Genomic DNA, 16,797 nt, shown 5'->3' with positions numbered 1-16,797 from the left:
CGCGGCGCACTCGGGCTGCGGCTGGGCGCCGGGTGTCATGGTAGCGGACTGCGTGCTGCGCGCGCCGTTTATCCCGTGTACCGAAACGGGCCAACCTGCCTGCGTCAACGCTTCACAAACCGGTAATGCCCCACGCCCCACTCGTTTCCACCCGCATAACCGAACAGCTCGGCGACCGCCATGTAAAACATCCGCCAGCGCTGGAACCACACCGCCGCATCGCGCACGCCATAGGTATCGACCAGCATCGGCATCACCCGGTCACGCGCGGCATCGAGCGCGGCAAGCCACTGGTTCGCCGTGCGCTCGTAATGCGTGCCGCTCACCCACCACTGCCGTTCCATCCGCATGTCGTCCTGGAAGTTCAGCAAGAGCGCTTCCGAGGGCATCGTGCCGCCGGTGAAGAAGTACTTCGACATCCAGTCGCTGCCGTCCTGCACCTGGAAGTGATACGCGAGCGTGCGATGCACGAAGATATGCACGAACAGTTTCGCGTCGTCGCGCATCCACCGCGCGATCTTCGCGAGCAGCAGCCCGTAGTTCTTCATATGCTCGAACATCTCGATCGACACCACGCGATCGAATCCGCCGTCGAGTTGTGCATCGTCGAATTCGAAATCGACGACATTGCCCGTCACTACCGTGAGGTTGTGCAAACCGCGCTCTTTAGCCTGACCTTCGATGAACGCACGCTGCCCGCGCGAATTCGACAGCGCGACAATCCGCGCCCGCGGATAGCGCGCCGCCAGCCATAGTGACAGCGAGCCCCATCCGCAACCGAGATCGAGAATCCGCTGACCGTCGGCGAGTTCCGCGCGCTCGGCATAGCGTTCGAGCATCGCCGCTTCCGCCTGAGCGAGCGTCTCCTTGCCGGTGGGATACAAACAGCACGAATACTTCAGATGCGGCCCGAGATGCGCGTGAAAGAACGAGGCCGGCACTTCGTAATGCTGCGTGTTGGCGGCTTGCGTTTCGATCGCGATCGGACTCGCGCGCAGATCGTCCAGCAGACGGTTGAGCCGCTGCGCGCGCACTTCGCCGTTGTCGAGCGCTTCGTCGCGCAGACGCTGGCGCATCAATTGACGCATGCCGAAGCGGATCACGCCGTCGGGCAGCCAGCCGCGTTCGCAGCGTTGAATCAGCCAGCCGTCGCCGGGTTCGGTAGATGCCGCGGGCGAAGGCGGCATCGTGTGGTCGGTGGTGGAAAGGCTCATGCTTATCGCTCCCGTTGATTCATTTTTTTAAGGCTTTTATCGACACCCGCTTGCGGCTTTCAACTCACTGCCGCGGCGGCCACGGAATCAGTGCGCTCGTGGTGCGCATGTAGTCGGCGTAACCAGGGCGCCGTTTCGCCATGCTTTCCTCGAGCAGCGGAATACCCGACAACTTCAGCAGCAGGATCGCCATGATGATCGGCGGCAACAACGTGAACCAGCCCCACGGCGTGCCGATCGACAACGCGATATACGCGACCCAGTGCACGCATTCGAAGAAATAATTCGGATGCCGCGAATAGCGCCACAAGCCGACGCGGCATACAGCGTCGTGATGGGCCGGATCGGCGCTGAAGCGTTTCAGTTGACGATCGGCCAGCGCCTCACCCGCCACCGAAACGATCCATAGCGCCATCGCCAGCGCGATCCAGCCGGCGGCGGGCGGCGCGGCCCGGTATGACGGCACCAGAAACGCAATCGACAGCAGCATCGACACCACAACCTGCATCTGGAAAAACCAGAACATCTTGCGGCCCGCCTGGTCGCCCCATTCGTTGCGAAAGCGGCGATAGCGCGCGTCCTCCGGCTTCCCATAATTGCGTTTCCACAGATGCGTGCCGAGACGCATGCCCCACGCGACACCGCCTAACGCAGTGAGCGCACGGCTGAGCGGATCCCCGCTGCCGAGTACGCCGTACAGCACCGCGACGAGGCCGAGCGAATACGCCCACACCGGGTCGACCATGCCGGCGTTTTCGGTCTTCAGTTGCCATGCCCAGACGGCGCTGAAGATCACGACCAGCCCGATCAAGGCAATCACGGCGGCGGCAAGTGGCGGCATGGTGTTCCCGTTCTATGACAATGCGATTGATACGCGGCGAAAGCGGCGGCGAAAGCGGCGGCGAAAGCGGATGCTGCCAGCACGGCTTAGTCCTTCTCACCCGGCGATGCGAAACCCGCCTTGCCCAATTGATCCGGCCGCTGCGGCACGCGCCTGAAGCGCGACGTGTCGTAGCCCATCGCATCGAGACGCGCGAGCAACGAGCGGTACACGTCGTCGCTCATCTCCGGCTCGCGCGAAAAGATCCACCCGAGGTTTTTGCCCGGATAGCCGAGGATCGTGTAGCGATAGTCCGGGTCGACGTAAAGCGTCAGTTGCGTCACGTGAACCGGCCAGAACAGTTGCACGCTCCACTCGCCGCCTTCTTTGCCGGGCACGGGCGTATCGAGAAACTGATAGTGCTTTTCGGGCGCGTCGAAGCTTTTCTTGCGGGCGTAATAGGAGTCGTCGATCTTGCCGTCCTCGCGCAATTTCCATTCCGCGCGGCTCGCCACCATGTCGCGCTCGGCAAAGTACGGAATGTTCGCGATCACGTACCAGCGACCCATGTAGCGCGGCAGATCGACGGGCACGGTCGTCAGCGGCGCGCTCGCGCGCGGGTTGGGGTTCGGCGGATCGTTCGAACATGCTGCGAGGGCAAGCACGAGCACAGCGGCAAAAGCACAGCAGAAACGGCGCATGGCGGCCTCGAACGTAGCGGCGATAAAGGTATTACGTTCGGGCGGCCGGGATGGATGCGTCGCGGTGTCGCCGTTATTGCGGACGTCAACACTTGGAATGATGCTAGATTGCACCCACTGCGGACTCAAAATCTTAAATCCTCATGGAAAACCTGAGCGGAATCGTGGCCTTCGTGCAGACCGCCGAGGCGTCCAGCTTCGTCGGCGCGTCGCAGCGGATGGGCATATCGGCGTCGGCGGTGGGCAAAAGCGTCGCGCGGCTCGAACAGCATCTCGGCGTCAGACTGTTGCAGCGAAGCACGCGCCGCATCAGTCTGACGGACGACGGCGAGCGCTTCTACGACCGCTGCCGGCAGATTCTCGACGCGCTAAACGAAGCCGAATCGATGATGCTGCAAAGCAATGCCGCGCCGCGCGGGCGGCTGCGCGTGAGCTTGCCGACCATCGGCTACCGTTTCCTGCTGCCGATCGTCCCCGAGTTCACCGAGCGCTATCCGGAGATCGATCTCGAACTGGATTTCAACGACCGCATCGTCGACGTGATCGAAGGCGGATTCGACGCCGCGATTCGCAGCGGCGCGCTACCCGACTCGCAGTTGATGGCGAAACGACTCGGCCCGTTCCGCTTCGTGCTGTGCGCGTCGCCGGCTTATCTGAAACAGCGCGGCATGCCGCTCACGCCCGCCGATCTCGCGCGGCATGCGTGTTTGCGCTTTCGTTTTCCCACGTCGGGCAAGTTCCAGCATTGGGCGTTTCGCGGGTTGCCGGAAGACGCGACCGCGCATTTCCCGACCGCGCTGACCTGCAACAACATGGAAGCGCTGCGGGCCGCGGCAGAGTTGGGCCTCGGTATCGCCTACATGCCGGACTTTCTGGCGCGGGACGCGATCCTCGGCGGCACGCTGCAAAGCGTATTGACCGACCACCTCGCGGATGCGGGACAATTCTCGGTGTTGTGGCCGCCGAGCCGACAACTGTCGCCGAAACTGCGCGCGTTCGTGGATTTTCTGTCCGAAAAACTGTTCCGCGAAGCTGACGCAAAACCCGCAACCGCCCCACGCAAACGGCGATAACGCTATCGTGCCGGCAACGCGCAGCCCACCGCCTTTATCGCCCATCGGCATAGCCATTGATTTTGTGCAATACGGCGCGGCACGCAGGTTTGCCGCTCTGCAAGACAAAAATCTCTGTGGAACGGTTCCTGCGATAGGGCGATTCAATTGGCATCCGCGCGCATCGCATCCTCTAATGAAACTCCTGTTTGACCGCCGTCGCTCCCCACACCCCGCCTGTCCATCCCGGAGAGAGATTCATGTCCCAGCCTGAGCCAAACGTCGACGAAGTCGTGAAGACCATCGCAGAGGAAACCGACACGCCGACCGAAACGGTCTCAAAGATGTATGCCGATATGCTCGCGAACTATCGCGAAGAAGCAAGGGTGTTCGATTACGTGCCGCTCTTTGCGGCAAAGAAAGTGCGCGACAAATTGCGCCATTCATCGAAACAAAAGCATTGATCCGTTGGGCGCGGAGACCTTATTCGCTTTACCTCCGCGTCACTTCCGCCTCACTTCCGCGTCCCATCCCCATCCAGCAGCGCGCGGATCACTGCGGCGAGCCGCGCCACCCATTCATCCGCCTGCTCCGGCGCAATGCCCGCGTAGCCGAGCATGAAGCCGTTATAGCGCGCGGCGTCTGTCGCCGGGTGCTGACAGAACCTGCTCAGCGCCGCGATATGCAAACCGTGCTTGCGTGTAGCCGCGCTCACGTCGCGATCGCGCAGCGGCGCGTCGAGCCGCATCGTCAGATGCATGCCGCCGCCGTCGGACGAAATCGTCACGAGCTCGCCCATATATCGTTCGATCGCGGCCACCAGTGCCGCGCGCCGCTGTTGATAGAGCCGCCGCATGCGCCGCAGATGCCGCGCGTATTTGCCGCTGTCGATGAAATCCGCCAACGCGATCTGTTCCGCCACCCGCCCCTGCCGCACGATCTCACTGAGCGCTTCGTCCACCTCGCCGACCAGATGCGCGGGCACGACCATGAAGCCCATCCGTAGCGCCGGAAACATCGTCTTGCTGAAGGTGCCGAGGTAGATCACCGGCGCGTCGGCCGCAAGCCCCTGGATCGACGGCAACGGCGGACCGCTGTGGCGCAGTTCACTGTCGTAGTCGTCCTCGATGATCCAGGCGCCGCGCGCCACCGCGTTCTCGATGATCGACCAGCGGCGCTCGAGGCTCAACACGCTGCCGAGCGGATATTGATGCGACGGCGTGATGTACAGAAGCCGCGGCGGCGTACGGTCCCAATGATCCTGCGTCGGCGCAATGCCGGCCGCGTCGACGGGAATCGGCACCCGTTGCAGCCCGGCCGCCTGAAACGCCGCCTTGGCGCCGTGATAGCCGGGGTCTTCCACCCACACGCTGTCGCCCGGATCGGCGAGCATGCACGCGCATAAATCGAGACTCGCCTGAGTACCCGCCGTGATGAAAACCTGCTCCGGCGTACAGCGCACGCCACGCGACACGCGCACATAGTCGGCGATCGAGCGACGCAATGCCGGATGCCCCGCGTTATTGCCGTAGCCGAGGTCGCCCGGCTCGACCGCGCGCCACGCGCGCTCCATCGAAGCACGCCATTGCGCGAGCGGAAATTCATCGAGCGCCGGTACGCCTGGGCGAAACGGCGTGGGATCGTCCGGGTCAGTTCGCTCGCGCGGCAAATTCCTGACGCGCCGCGATAGCCGGTTCTGCGCAGCTTGCCCGGCAGGGTTCGTCGCGGAGGTCGCCGCGCCCGAACCGCTCACCCGATTGACGATCGAACCATGCCGGCTCGCGGTGATGAAGCCTTCGTCGGTGAGCCGCTCGTATGCATACAGAACCGAGTTGCGTGCAATGCGCAGTTGCTCGGCCAACGCGCGCGTGGCGAGCAGGCGGCTGCCGTGGCGGATGTCGCCATCGAGAATCGCACGACGCAAGCTCTCGTACAACACGTCCTGTTGCGTGAGCTTGCGCCCGCCGAGCGTGCGCTCGACTTTCGATATCAGCAGACCGTAGTCCAATTCCGTGGCTCCAGATTTTGCGTTCTCTGTGGAGCTAACAATGGTGCCACAAATTTTCTATGCTGACGGTTCCGAAGCCACCATCACTGACCAAGACGAGCGAGGCCGAGCCATGAACATCACACGTGCAAGCAGCATCGCGATCGCGCGTTCGCGACACCGCCGCGTGGTTGTGTGGTGCATCGCTCTCGCTTGCGCGGTCTACGCTTATGGGCTGCTCGAACCGGCGGCCACCGCGCGTGCGAACCTGGCTGCGTGCGTAAGCGCGAGGCTTGCGCCGCGCGACCACGCATTCGCGCTTACCGAAGCAACGCCCACGGCCCGAAGCGATCGCGATCAGGCCTTCAGCGCCGCGCTGTACGCGTGTTCGACACAGCCCTAGACTCAAGGACGGGGTGCTTCCCCCTCAACCCATTACCGCCGACACCCCGCAAGGAGCCACCCGCATGCCCGCACCCGTTCAGATCCGCCCCGTCACGCCCGCCGACTTCGACGCATGGCTGCCGCTCTGGGACGCCTATAACGCGTTCTACGGCCGTTCGGGCGAAACCGCATTGCCGCGCGAGATCACGAAGCTCACCTGGGCGCGCTTCTTCGACGCCTACGAACCGATGCACGCGCTGGTCGCCGAACGCGACGGCCAGTTGCTCGGCCTCGTGCACTTCCTGTATCACCGTCACACCACGATGGCCGCGCCGACCTGCTATCTGCAAGACCTCTACACGCTCGACACCGAACGCGGCCAAGGCGTGGGCCGTGCATTGATCGAAGCGGTCTATGCACGCGCGAAGGCGGACGGCCTGCAACGCGTGTACTGGCAGACGCACGAAACCAATCAGACCGCGATGAAGCTCTACGACAAGGTGGCGACGCTCTCGGGCTTCGTCGTGTATCGCAAAGAACTTTAAAGCGCCGTTGCGCGCAGCCCGCGCGCAACGTCACCTCCTCTCCCTGCATGCCGCCACGTGCGGCATTCACCCCGTGCGCTCCGCGCACACCGGCGCCCATGCGCGCCGCATCTCCGATCGATTCCCTCCGGCCCGGCGAATTTTCGCCGCTCAAGTTTGCGTGCGTGCTGCCGTTATCGCCATTGGAAGGGGCGACACCCGTCTCCCACATGGTGCATCAGCGAAACCTTGGGCGATCTCCTCACGGAGGGGCACAAAACGAATCGGAATCTGTACATGCCTTCGATCATCGGCATCGATCTTGGAACGACGCATAGTCTTGCTGCCGTCTGGCGCAACAGCCAGGCCGAACTCATCCCGAACGCACTGGGCGAGACGCTGACGCCGTCGTGTGTGTCCGTCGACGACGACGGCTCGATCCTCGTCGGCCGTGCCGCTCACGATCGCCTGCATACGCATCCTGAGCGCACCGTGGCGAACTTCAAACGCTACATGGGCACGAATCGCACGGTGTCGCTCGGCGAAGAGAGCCTGCGTCCGGAAGAGTTGTCGTCGCTGGTGCTCAACGCGTTGAAGGCGGATGCGCAAGCGTTCCTCGGCGACACAGTGCGCGATGCGGTGATCGCCGTACCGGCTTATTTCAGCGACGCGCAGCGCAAAGCCACGCGCATCGCCGGCGAACTCGCGGGCCTGAACGTGCTGCGGCTCGTCAACGAACCGACCGCGGCATCGCTTGCGTACGGCGTGCATCAGCGCGACGCCGAGCGCAAGTTTCTGATCTTCGATCTGGGCGGCGGCACATTCGACGTCTCCGTGCTCGACTTCTTCGAAGGCGTGATGGAAGTACGTGCCAGCACCGGCGACAACTTCCTCGGCGGCGAGGACTTTACGGAGGCGTTGGCCGAACTGTTCTGCGAACGCAACGGGCTGAAGCTCAAATCGCTCGCGCCGATCGCCGCGCAGCGTCTGCATCAGCAAGCTGAGCGTGCAAAACGTCTGCTCACGCAAAATCCCACGCAGAGCGTCACGCTGAAACTCTCGAAGGACGACAGCGAACACTCGCTCGAACTCGACGCCGCGCTCGCGGAGCGAACCTGCGAGCCGCTGCTGCAAAGACTGCGCAAACCGGTGGAACGCGCATTGCGCGATTCGAAAATCGCGGTCGACAAACTCGACGACATCATCCTGGTCGGCGGCGCATCGCGCATGCCGATGGTCCGCAAACTGGTGTCGAAGATGTTCGGCCGCCTGCCCGCCGCGCATCTGAACCCGGACGAAGTGGTCGCGCTCGGCGCCGCCGTGCAGGCCGGTCTCGTCACGCGCGACGCCGGCCTCGACGAAATGGTGCTGACCGATGTCGCGCCGTATAGCCTCGGCATCGACACCGCGATGCAGGTCGGCGTCAATCAGTTCGTGCCGGGACATTTCCTGCCGATCATCGAGCGCAATACGATCGTGCCGGTGAGCCGCATGCAGCGCATTTTTACGCTGCGCGATCATCAGGCGAAGCTGAGCATCAAGGTGTTTCAGGGCGAAGCACGTCTGAACGAGGACAACGTGCCGCTCGGCGAATTCACGCTCGACGTGCCGCTGAAACCGGCCGGCGACGCCGGCGCGGATGTGCGCTTCACGTACGACGTCAACGGCGTGCTGGAAGTGGAAGCCACCGCGTTTCCCGGCGGCACGAAGCGCGCGATGGTGATCGAAGACAATCCCGGCGTGATGACGCCCGAGGAAATCCAGGCGCGACTCGCCGCGCTGAGCGCATTGAAGATTCATCCGCGCGATCAACTCGAAAATCGCACGCTGCTCACGCGAGCGGACCGTGTGTATGAGGAAACGCTCGGCGACCATCGGCAATATCTGGCCGCGCATATCGCGCGGTTCCAGGCGCTGATCGAACGGCAGAACGCGGACGAAATCGCCCACGCGCGCAGCGAACTGAGCGCGCTGCTGGATCGTTTCGACGTGCACGTCACTTACTGATCGCCATGGAGACGACACCCGCCTATCACTGGCCGTGGGACGTGCTCGGCCTCCCGGCAGACGCCGACGAACGCGCGGTGCGCCGCGCGTATGCACGCTTGCTGAAGCAGCAGCGGCCGGATGAAGATGCCGACGCGTTCCAGCGCCTCCGCTATGCGTACGAATCCGCGCTACAGCTCGTGAGCAACGGCGCGGCGAAGGGACTGTCCGCGGCGCACATGGCAGCGACGACAACGTCCAGGCCCGAAGCCGTGTCTCCCGAACGCAGTGCATTCGAAACAGCCATTCAACTCTGGCAAGACTTTGTCGCGCAGCCGGCCCAACTCGAATCGCGCCGCTCGCTACAGGACCTGTTCGCGTCCGTCGTCAACCTCTCGACGCGCGATGAGCTCGAATGGCAGGCGCTGTGTCACTGCATGAACAAGGACGCGCCGGCCGTGCTGCGCATCAACCTGAGCGCCGTGCTCGGCTGGCGGGAAAACGCGGCCCATCTGCGGCGGCGCAATGCGGCAGTGGCGAATCTCGCATTGGACCGCGTATTCGCCGACGAAGACTACGACGCGCTGCGCCTACGTTTCCCGAGCGCGATGACACTGCTCGAAGGGCCGCAGCCACGTCGCGCGGCCGGCGCAAGAACATTGCTGCGGGTCGGCATGCGTACCGAGATGGAGCACCTGTTGACCTCGCTCGGCCGCTATCACCCGAATGTCGTGCGCCTGCGGCTCGATATCGGCAAGCTCGAGTTCTGGACGCAGTGCCTCACGTTCCAGGTCGGGCTGCGCAGGCTCTTCGGCCCGGCGCTCGCACTGAGCGCCTGGTGCGGCGTGCTGTTCGCCAGCGCGACGATCGTTCCCAATAACGATCGATGGTTCGATCAATGGACCGCGGCGCAACTGGCAATCGTTCTGTCCACGTTGATGGTGACGCTGGTTGCGGGCGCGGTGTTCGTCGTGGCACTGTCCGATGCGCAGCAGCAGCGCTTGCAGGCGCTGCGCTCGAATCGATGGCTGCGTGTCGGATGGATTCCGGTGTGGCTCGGCGTAACCGCTGCCGCAATGTGCGACGACGGCAGCGGCCGCCTCGCCGCGATTGCGACGGGCGCGCTCGGCGTCTGCACGATCTGGGCGGCGCTGATTCACGGCTGGCCGCGCGTCAGACAACTCGTGTTCATGGCCGCGATCGCGGCGATCGGCTTCGGCTTTGCGGGTCATCGGATCGTAAGCGGCTCAGGCGAATGGCTTTTGCCTTATGCGCATGGTGTCGTGTTCGCGTTTTTCCTGTCGTTTGCGCAGGAAACGGGCCGTGTGTGGCTCACGCAACAGCCGCGAATCAGGTTGGGCGGCGTAGCCGTCTGGTTCATCGGCTTCGCCGCGTTGCTGGTTCTGCTGCTACAGCAGGAAGAACGCGCGACGCAATTCGCGTGGGCCATCTTCACGGTGATGGCCGCGGCGGGCGGTGTGCTGGGCACCACTCGCTGGAACGATCTGCGGCGCGCGGTGCCGGCGTTTTTTCGAGGCTACGTGCATCTTGCGTGGCTGGCCTTTGCGTTCGTCAAACCCAATATCGTCGCTTGCGTGTGCGTGGGCTTGATGAGCGTGTGGATCATCGAAGACTTCAAGAGCAAGCGCGCAGCGCGCTAACAGTCAGTTGGCGAGACCAGGAATCGCAACGCCAAAAGTTTGCAGCAGCAAAACGAGATTGAGCGCGAGGATGAAGACCGTTGCGGCGATGGCGATCACATCGGTCGCGCGGCCGTTGACGAACTCGCCCATCAGGTCGCGGCGTCGCGTGAAGAGCACGAGCGCGATCATCGGAATGGGCAGCGCGAACGACAGCACCACCTGGCTGAGCACCAGTGCCTGCGTAGCATTCACGCCGAGCGCAACGACAACGAACGCGGGCAACATCGTGATAAGCCGGCGCAACCAGACCGGGATGCGAAATCCGGTGAAGCCCTGCATGATCATCTGTCCCGCCATCGTCCCGACCACCGAGCTCGATATCCCTGAACAGATCAGCGATATCAGGAAGATGACCGCGGCGCCCACGCCCAGCAGCGGCGTCAGCGTGTGATAGGCGGTTCCGATTTCCGCGACGTCGCTATGACCCGCATGGAACGCCGAACTCGCCATGATGACCATGGCCATGTTGACGAGCCCTGCAATCGACAGCGCGACCACCACTTCCCAGTTGGAAAAGCGCAGCAACATACGTCTCTCGCGCGCGTCACTTCCCACTACCCGGCCCTGGGTCAGGCCCGAATGAAGATAGATCGCGTGCGGCATCACCGTCGCGCCGACAATGCCGACCGAAATCGTCAGCGCTTCCGCACCCGGCATCGACGGAACGATGGAATGCCAGCCTGCTTGTCCCCATGAAACGGGAGCAATGAACATCTCGGCGAGATAACAAAGACCGATCACGCCGACGAGCGCGCCGATCACGATTTCCATCGGCCGGAAGCCGTTCTTTTCGCAGAGCAGGATGCCGTAGGTCACGATCGCGGTGATGCCCATGCCGGTCATCAGCGGCAACTTGAAGAGCAGCGCGAGCGCAATCGCGCCGCCGAGGAATTCGGCGAGATCGGTGGCCATCGCCGCGACTTCGCTGACGACCCACATGGCGACTACCGCCGGGCGCGGGAACTGCTCGCGGCACAACTCGGCGAGATTGCGGCCCGTCACGATGCCCAGTTTCGCGGACAGCGCCTGAAACAGCATCGCGACGAGATTGGCCATGAGAACGACCCACAGCAGCGAATAGCCGAATTTCGCGCCCGCCTGGATGTTGGTCGCGAAGTTGCCCGGGTCCATATACGCGATCGACGCAATCACCGCCGGCCCCGCGAACAGCAGGAGCGAGCGCGGGCCGCGCCGTTTGCCGGCGAGCACGTCGTGGATCGCGGTCGTCGCGCGATCGGTCAGCGTACGTCGTCTGCCCGTCAGGGTGTTCATCGAAGCGTCCTGAGTCCAGTGGATGATTGCCGCGCCCTATGCAACGGGGCGTCCGTCGCCTAGGGCGAGTCGGGAAATTTAATCCTCGCTATCGTTCGCGTGCGGCGACGTAGCGGCGGCATAACGGCGGCCGACCTCCTGCCAGTCGATTACGTTATAGAACGCCGCAATATATTCCGGGCGACGATTCTGGTACTTCAGATAGTACGCGTGCTCCCAGACGTCCAGACCCAGAATCGGCGTGTTACCCGACAGTACACCCACCATCAGCGGACTGTCCTGATTGCCGCTGTTTTCCACGACCAGCTTGCCCTGCCTGTCGACGCTCAACCATGCCCAGCCGCTGCCGAAGCGGGTCAACGCGGCCTTGGTGAAGGCGTCTTTGAACGCGTCGAAGCCGCCCAGGTCGGCGTCGATCGCGCGCCCGATCGCGCCGTCCGGCTTGCCGCCGCCGCGCGGCGACATGACGGTCCAGAACAGGCTATGGTTCGCATGCCCGCCGCCGTTATTGCGCACAGGCAGGCGGATCGACTCGGGCAGCGATTCGATCTGCGCAACCAGCGCCTCGACTGGCAAGTCCTGATACGAGGTGCCTTCCAGCGCCGCGTTGAGATTGTTGACGTAAGTCTGGTGATGTTTGGTGTGGTGGATCTCCATCGTGCGGGCATCGATGTGCGGTTCTAGCGCATCGAACGCATACGGCAACTCGGGCAATACATAAGGCATCGGAGGTTTCCTTTCGAACGGGGAGCGGTATTCAGTGCTGGCGCGGGCTGTCGATGTTGAGCGCCAGACAGCCTTTGCGCAGCGCCCGCGTGACGAGCGGATGCGAGCCGTGCCGGGCGACGTGCGAGATCAGCGCCATATGCGTTTCGCGACTGTGGCGAAGCGCGGCTTGCCGCACGACGGAGTCGCGGTCGGTGTCGAGGAACAGCGCGATCAGCGCTTCATGGGCGTCGCATAGATGGCACACGGCGGTCTCGGGGTCGCTGCGTTCGATGTGCCAGTCGGCGAGGTTGTGATGCGAGACGACCAGCGCGGCAATGCAGTCTTCGGCACGCCCGGCTGGCGGGGCTTCGATCAGTTGATGCGCGATCGACAACGCGCGCTCGTAGGCCGCCAACGCGGCGGCGGCGCTCGCCTCGCGCGCGCCGGCCAGGGCTTGCCGCGTCGTTGTTTCCCACAGGGACAGAGTCGGGCTTTTCGACGGTGAACGGTCCGAAGCCAAATTCGCGAGATGCTGGTGCATGCGGAAACCTCCTGTTTGCACCCTTTGCGTCGAAGGAACACCTGCGTACTCGGGCTTAGTGAATGATAACCATTCTCATTTGAAAACACTAGTCCTTTGAAAACAGGCATTGACACGGCAGGAATCGGATAGGCAGCCGCCCCGCAAAAACAAAGGGCGCACCACCCGGTGCGCCCTTCATCTCCCTGCCATTGCGGTACGACGCCATCAACCGCCCACCAAACTCATCACATCCTCAAGCCTCGAGTTGTTCGAGCACTTTCCCTTTCGTTTCGATCCCGAGAAGATGCACCGCGATCGCCGCAAGAAACGGCACCGCCGCGAGGATATAAAACGCCACTTGCAGATTGCCGCCGATCATCGTCTTCGACACGATGGCCGGCGCGAAAATCGCCGCTACCTTCAGCCACGCACCGCCGACACCGCAACCCATCGCGCGGATGCTGGTCGGATACAGTTCCGGCGTGTACACATAAGCCGTGATGAAGCCGCAAGCGAGAAAGCCGAGCGCGAACGCGCAGCACGTCGCGACCACGTATACCGACGAGTCGTGGAACACGCCCGCCAGCAACAACGACAGCGCACAGGCGATAAACGACAGATTGATGATCGGCTTGCGTCCCACCTTGTCGACCAGCAGCGCGCAAGTCAGCGAACCCACCACGCCGAGCACCGAGGCGGCCACCGCCAGATTCAGCGCGAGTTGCAGCGGCGCGTGATAAACGGTGCGATAGATCGTCGGCAGCCACGTCGACAGACCGTACTGGATGAAGCCGCAGGTAATCCACAGCATCGCCACGGCCAGCGTGCGCTTCAGGTACGCCGGACCGAACAGATCGCTCATGCGGCGCTTCGGATGCCGGTTGGCCATCGCGTCGAATTCAGCCGAATGCTCGACCGGCGGCAGCGGCCCTTTCGCGGCACGTTCGAACGCATGCACCGCCGCGTCGGCATCGGCCATCCGTTCGCGTTCGGCGAGCCAACGCGGCGACTCCGGCACCAGCTTGCGCAGCACGAAGAACAGGATCAACGGCATACCGCCGATGAAATACATCGCCTGCCAGCCGACGCGCGGCACGATCCACGCACCCAACGCATTCGACGCCAGCAGTCCCACCGGAAAAACGATTTCATACAACAGCACGAAACGGCCACGGCCATGCGCGCGGCTGATCTCGTTGATATACGTCGCCGCCACCGGCAACTCGCCGCCGAGTCCCAGCCCCTGAACCACACGCAACACGACGAACACCGCGAATGTCGGCGCAAAGCCGCACGCAATACTCGTGATGCCGATAATCCCCGAACTCAGCGCAATCGCCTGCACGCGGCCCTTGCGCTCCGCGTACCACGGAAACACGAACGCACCGATCAACTGGCCGACCGAACCGGAGCCGATCAGAAAGCCGATTTCCCACGGCGTCAGATGCCACTTCGCGATCAGGATCGGCAGCGTGGCCGCGATCGCGATCACGTCGAAGCCGTCGAAGAACGTCGCGAGACCGATCAGAATGCGCGCGCGCACCTGCATCGCATTTTTCGGCAAACGCTCGAGCCGCGCGATGATCGAGCCCCGGGTCACGGGGCCTGAGACACCGGCGCTGCTGCGGTCCCCCATGGTGTTGTCGATGGTTCTCATGCCGTGGTGCCGTCCGTAGATGTAATTAGGCAAGCGCCGTCGAGGCGTCGGTCAAGGTGGCAAGGTCGATGGTTCGACCCTGGTTCATCCACTTGCGCGACATCTTCAGCTCGCGCGGAGTGTTGATCGCGATCACGCCGCGAATCGCGCTGTCTTCCAGATAGAAAAGCGTCGCGCGTTTGCCCGGCAAGTCACCGCGTACTGCGAGTTGCGCATCGCCCGGAATGTCGCCGAGGATTTGCAGGTTCACGTCGTATTGATCGGACCAGAACCACGGAATGTCCGCATAGGCTTCGAATTTGCCGAGCAGCGCCTTGGCCGCCGAGATCGCCTGGTTCTGCGCATTGGCCCACGATTCGAGCCGCACGCGACGTTTCAACCACGCGCTCGGATGATTCGCGACGTCGCCGCAAGCGAAAATGCGCGGGTCGTCGGTCGCGCCGAAATGGTCGACGACGATGCCGTCTTCCACCTCGATGCCGGCCGCTTCGGCCAGCGCCGTATGCGGCGTGAGGCCGATGCCGGCGACCGCGAAGTCGGCATCCAATGTGGAACCGTCGGCGAAGGTCGCGCGGATGCGGTTCGCGTCGTTCGGGTGATCCGCGATCGACGCGAGCGATGCGCTCAAACGCACGTCAACGCCGTTCGCGCGATGCAGTTGCAGCAGGAAGTCCGACACCATCGGCGGCAACGAGCGCGCGCACAAACGCGGCGCGCCTTCCACCACGGTCGCGTCCACGCCGAGCTTGCGCGCGGTCGCCGCGACTTCGAGACCGATCCAGCCGCCGCCGATCACCAGCACGCGCTTGCTCGCCCGCAGACGTTCGCCCAACGCGACGGCTTCGTCGAGCGTGCGCAGATAGGCGATGTGCGAGGTCTTCACCAGCGCGTCCGGCAACCGGCGCGCCGCGCCGCCCGTCGCGATCACGAGGCGGTCATAGTGCACTTCACGGCCCGACTGCGTGTGCACGATTCGCCGTTCGCGATCGATCGACGTCGCGCAATCCGGTTGCCATGCTTCGACATTCAGCGCATCGAAATCGTCCGGCTTCACGAGGCGTACCGTTTCGATATCGGCTTCACCGGCCAGCACGGCCTTCGAAAGCGGCGGCCGTTCGTACGGCAGATGAATCTCGTCGGCGATCATCACGAGGCGGCCATCGAAGCCTTCCTTGCGCAACGTCTTCACGACCCAGCCCGCGGCCTGGCCGCCGCCGATCACGACGATCGTGCGCGGCGCTTCCAGCCCGGCATGCGCGGCTTCGGCTTTTGCAGCAGCAACGTCAGTCATTTTTCCGCTCCGTCATGAACTTGCCTTCCGGCGCCTTCGCGTTTTTCTGGCGACGCGTAGTGCCGTCGATACCGCCGTCGATTGCCCATTCGGCGAACACGGTCGGACCCGGTTCGAAATCGCGCGGCTGCCAGTCGGGCGTAAGCTGGTCTTCATCGGCGTAGTACTCGATCAGGCCACCTGCCGGATTCTGGAAATACCAGAAGTACGCCGACGACACCGGATGACGTCCCGGCCCGAGTTGCGTATCCCAGCCGCAACGGCTGATATGCATGCCGCCGCCGAACACTTCGTGGATATCGCGCACGGTGAATGCGACGTGATTCAGGCCGCGCTTACCGCCGGGCAGTGCGAGCAGGAAGATGTCGTGATGGCCGCCGTGCGGCGCGCAGCGCATGAACGCACCGCGGCCCGGATAACGGTCCGACATTTCGAAGCCGAGCAGTTCCTGATAGAACTTTTCCTGCTCCGCGAGCCGGTTCGTGAAGAACACCACATGCCCCACTTCGACCGGCTCCGCGCGTTCGTAAATCGGCGAAGGTTGATCGACGCGCAACGTCTGCCCCCACACGTTCGACGGCGAACCGTGAATCTCCAATGCGCGTTTGCGCGTGACTTCCACGCGAATCGCCATCCCGTTCGGATCGATACACCCCACCGCGTCTTCCGTTTCGAAGTGACCCGGTTGGCCCGCGAAACGGCCACGCAGTTCGTCGAGCTCGGCTTTCGTCGCGACGCCCCATGTCACTTCACGCAGCGTCGGACCATCTTCGAATGCGGGCGGCAACGACGGATCGTGCGCGTCGACCACCAGAACCGTGCAGCCGTTCAGCGTTTCAAAACGTGCGTGCGTTTCGTCGTGCGCGACTTCCTTCATGCCCCAGTCTGCGAAAAACTGCCGACAGGTGGCCAGATCCGTCACGCCGTAAATAATCTGTTCAATGCCGAGAATCGTCATAACGTGCCTCTTGCGTA

General features: G+C 63.4%; 16 protein-coding genes. 6 read left to right on the top strand and 10 right to left on the bottom strand.

The features are described 5' to 3' along the window. Nucleotides 1-104: 104 nt before the first annotated feature. From PQQ51_RS28905 to PQQ51_RS28895, 3 genes are all read right to left on the bottom strand, one after another. Complete coding sequence (locus tag PQQ51_RS28905; RefSeq protein WP_408500615.1) at nt 105-1,214, bottom strand: SAM-dependent methyltransferase; 1,110 nt, start codon at nt 1,212-1,214, stop codon at nt 105-107. Nucleotides 1,215-1,278: 64 nt separating this feature from the next. Then, entirely contained in the window at nt 1,279-2,055 is a 777-nt protein-coding gene (locus PQQ51_RS28900) for a DUF1295 domain-containing protein (RefSeq protein WP_408500614.1), read from the bottom strand. An 86-nt stretch (nt 2,056-2,141) separates the two neighbouring features. Next, nucleotides 2,142-2,735, bottom strand: a complete 594-nt coding sequence (locus tag PQQ51_RS28895; protein WP_408500613.1) for a lipocalin family protein — start codon at nt 2,733-2,735, stop codon at nt 2,142-2,144. Nucleotides 2,736-2,878: 143 nt separating this feature from the next. Between PQQ51_RS28895 and PQQ51_RS28890 the strand changes: the two genes are divergently transcribed. Next, nucleotides 2,879-3,808: a LysR family transcriptional regulator gene (locus tag PQQ51_RS28890; RefSeq protein ID WP_408500612.1), complete on the top strand. Its 930-nt coding sequence runs from the start codon at nt 2,879-2,881 to the stop codon at nt 3,806-3,808. 239 nt (nt 3,809-4,047) lie between these two features. Then, a complete protein-coding gene (locus PQQ51_RS28885; protein WP_408500611.1) occupies nt 4,048-4,251 on the top strand; it encodes a DUF3562 domain-containing protein in 204 nt (67 codons plus the stop codon). A 50-nt stretch (nt 4,252-4,301) separates the two neighbouring features. Here the strand turns inward: PQQ51_RS28885 and pdxR are convergent, their stop codons facing one another. Continuing rightward, entirely contained in the window at nt 4,302-5,795 is a 1,494-nt protein-coding gene (pdxR, locus tag PQQ51_RS28880) for a MocR-like pyridoxine biosynthesis transcription factor PdxR (RefSeq protein ID WP_408500610.1), read from the bottom strand. 112 nt (nt 5,796-5,907) lie between these two features. Here pdxR and PQQ51_RS28875 point away from each other — a divergent pair, with 112 nt between their 5' ends. The 4 genes from PQQ51_RS28875 to PQQ51_RS28860 all read left to right on the top strand — a co-directional run bounded on the left by PQQ51_RS28875 (nt 5,908) and on the right by PQQ51_RS28860 (nt 10,329). Next, the gene (locus PQQ51_RS28875) at nt 5,908-6,177 is read left to right on the top strand and encodes a hypothetical protein (protein ID WP_408500609.1); all 270 of its coding nucleotides are present in this window, start codon (nt 5,908-5,910) and stop codon (nt 6,175-6,177) included. A gap of 64 nt (nt 6,178-6,241) precedes the next feature. Then, nucleotides 6,242-6,703 (top strand): GNAT family N-acetyltransferase, encoded by a 462-nt coding sequence (locus PQQ51_RS28870; RefSeq protein ID WP_408500608.1) that lies wholly within the window; start codon nt 6,242-6,244, stop codon nt 6,701-6,703. A 276-nt stretch (nt 6,704-6,979) separates the two neighbouring features. Next, on the top strand, nt 6,980-8,689 hold the full coding sequence (locus tag PQQ51_RS28865; protein WP_408500607.1) for an Hsp70 family protein: 1,710 nt from the start codon (nt 6,980-6,982) through the stop codon (nt 8,687-8,689). Nucleotides 8,690-8,694: 5 nt separating this feature from the next. Beyond that, nucleotides 8,695-10,329 carry a J domain-containing protein gene (locus PQQ51_RS28860; RefSeq protein ID WP_408500606.1) on the top strand — a complete coding sequence of 545 codons (1,635 nt, stop codon included), beginning with the start codon at nt 8,695-8,697 and terminating at the stop codon, nt 10,327-10,329. Nucleotides 10,330-10,332: 3 nt separating this feature from the next. Here PQQ51_RS28860 and PQQ51_RS28855 read toward each other — a convergent pair whose 3' ends face one another. The 6 genes from PQQ51_RS28855 to PQQ51_RS28830 all read right to left on the bottom strand — a co-directional run bounded on the left by PQQ51_RS28855 (nt 10,333) and on the right by PQQ51_RS28830 (nt 16,780). After that, nucleotides 10,333-11,643: an Nramp family divalent metal transporter gene (locus PQQ51_RS28855; protein WP_408500605.1), complete on the bottom strand. Its 1,311-nt coding sequence runs from the start codon at nt 11,641-11,643 to the stop codon at nt 10,333-10,335. A gap of 78 nt (nt 11,644-11,721) precedes the next feature. Further along, the gene (locus PQQ51_RS28850) at nt 11,722-12,369 is read right to left on the bottom strand and encodes a superoxide dismutase (RefSeq protein ID WP_408500604.1); all 648 of its coding nucleotides are present in this window, start codon (nt 12,367-12,369) and stop codon (nt 11,722-11,724) included. 31 nt (nt 12,370-12,400) lie between these two features. Continuing rightward, nucleotides 12,401-12,892 (bottom strand): DUF2753 family protein, encoded by a 492-nt coding sequence (locus tag PQQ51_RS28845; RefSeq protein WP_408500603.1) that lies wholly within the window; start codon nt 12,890-12,892, stop codon nt 12,401-12,403. A gap of 235 nt (nt 12,893-13,127) precedes the next feature. After that, on the bottom strand, nt 13,128-14,531 hold the full coding sequence (locus PQQ51_RS28840; protein ID WP_408500602.1) for an MFS transporter: 1,404 nt from the start codon (nt 14,529-14,531) through the stop codon (nt 13,128-13,130). Between the two features lie 25 nt (nt 14,532-14,556). Beyond that, complete coding sequence (locus PQQ51_RS28835) at nt 14,557-15,822, bottom strand: NAD(P)/FAD-dependent oxidoreductase (protein WP_408500601.1); 1,266 nt, start codon at nt 15,820-15,822, stop codon at nt 14,557-14,559. After that, nucleotides 15,815-16,780: a VOC family protein gene (locus PQQ51_RS28830; protein ID WP_408500600.1), complete on the bottom strand. Its 966-nt coding sequence runs from the start codon at nt 16,778-16,780 to the stop codon at nt 15,815-15,817. The genes PQQ51_RS28835 and PQQ51_RS28830 overlap by 8 nt, the downstream gene beginning before the upstream one ends. Between the last annotated feature and the right edge of the window lie 17 nt (nt 16,781-16,797).

It is taken from the genome of Paraburkholderia xenovorans (genome assembly GCF_046030735.1).
Taxonomy (GTDB): Bacteria; Pseudomonadota; Gammaproteobacteria; order Burkholderiales; family Burkholderiaceae; genus Paraburkholderia; species Paraburkholderia xenovorans_A.
This window is presented reverse-complemented; position numbering and strand designations above follow the sequence as displayed.

Bases quoted from the DNA above. Each gene is read 5' to 3' on its own strand.
- PQQ51_RS28905 (WP_408500615.1), bottom strand. From the start codon at position 1,214: ATGAGCCTTTCCACCACCGACCACACGATGCCGCCTTCGCCCGCGGCA.
- PQQ51_RS28900 (WP_408500614.1), bottom strand. From the start codon at position 2,055: ATGCCGCCACTTGCCGCCGCCGTGATTGCCTTGATCGGGCTGGTCGTG.
- PQQ51_RS28895 (WP_408500613.1), bottom strand. From the start codon at position 2,735: ATGCGCCGTTTCTGCTGTGCTTTTGCCGCTGTGCTCGTGCTTGCCCTC.
- PQQ51_RS28890 (WP_408500612.1), top strand. From the start codon at position 2,879: ATGGAAAACCTGAGCGGAATCGTGGCCTTCGTGCAGACCGCCGAGGCG.
- PQQ51_RS28885 (WP_408500611.1), top strand. From the start codon at position 4,048: ATGTCCCAGCCTGAGCCAAACGTCGACGAAGTCGTGAAGACCATCGCA.
- PQQ51_RS28875 (WP_408500609.1), top strand. From the start codon at position 5,908: ATGAACATCACACGTGCAAGCAGCATCGCGATCGCGCGTTCGCGACAC.
- PQQ51_RS28870 (WP_408500608.1), top strand. From the start codon at position 6,242: ATGCCCGCACCCGTTCAGATCCGCCCCGTCACGCCCGCCGACTTCGAC.
- PQQ51_RS28865 (WP_408500607.1), top strand. From the start codon at position 6,980: ATGCCTTCGATCATCGGCATCGATCTTGGAACGACGCATAGTCTTGCT.
- PQQ51_RS28860 (WP_408500606.1), top strand. From the start codon at position 8,695: ATGGAGACGACACCCGCCTATCACTGGCCGTGGGACGTGCTCGGCCTC.
- PQQ51_RS28855 (WP_408500605.1), bottom strand. From the start codon at position 11,643: ATGAACACCCTGACGGGCAGACGACGTACGCTGACCGATCGCGCGACG.
- PQQ51_RS28850 (WP_408500604.1), bottom strand. From the start codon at position 12,369: ATGCCTTATGTATTGCCCGAGTTGCCGTATGCGTTCGATGCGCTAGAA.
- PQQ51_RS28845 (WP_408500603.1), bottom strand. From the start codon at position 12,892: ATGCACCAGCATCTCGCGAATTTGGCTTCGGACCGTTCACCGTCGAAA.
- PQQ51_RS28840 (WP_408500602.1), bottom strand. From the start codon at position 14,531: ATGAGAACCATCGACAACACCATGGGGGACCGCAGCAGCGCCGGTGTC.
- PQQ51_RS28835 (WP_408500601.1), bottom strand. From the start codon at position 15,822: ATGACTGACGTTGCTGCTGCAAAAGCCGAAGCCGCGCATGCCGGGCTG.
- PQQ51_RS28830 (WP_408500600.1), bottom strand. From the start codon at position 16,780: ATGACGATTCTCGGCATTGAACAGATTATTTACGGCGTGACGGATCTG.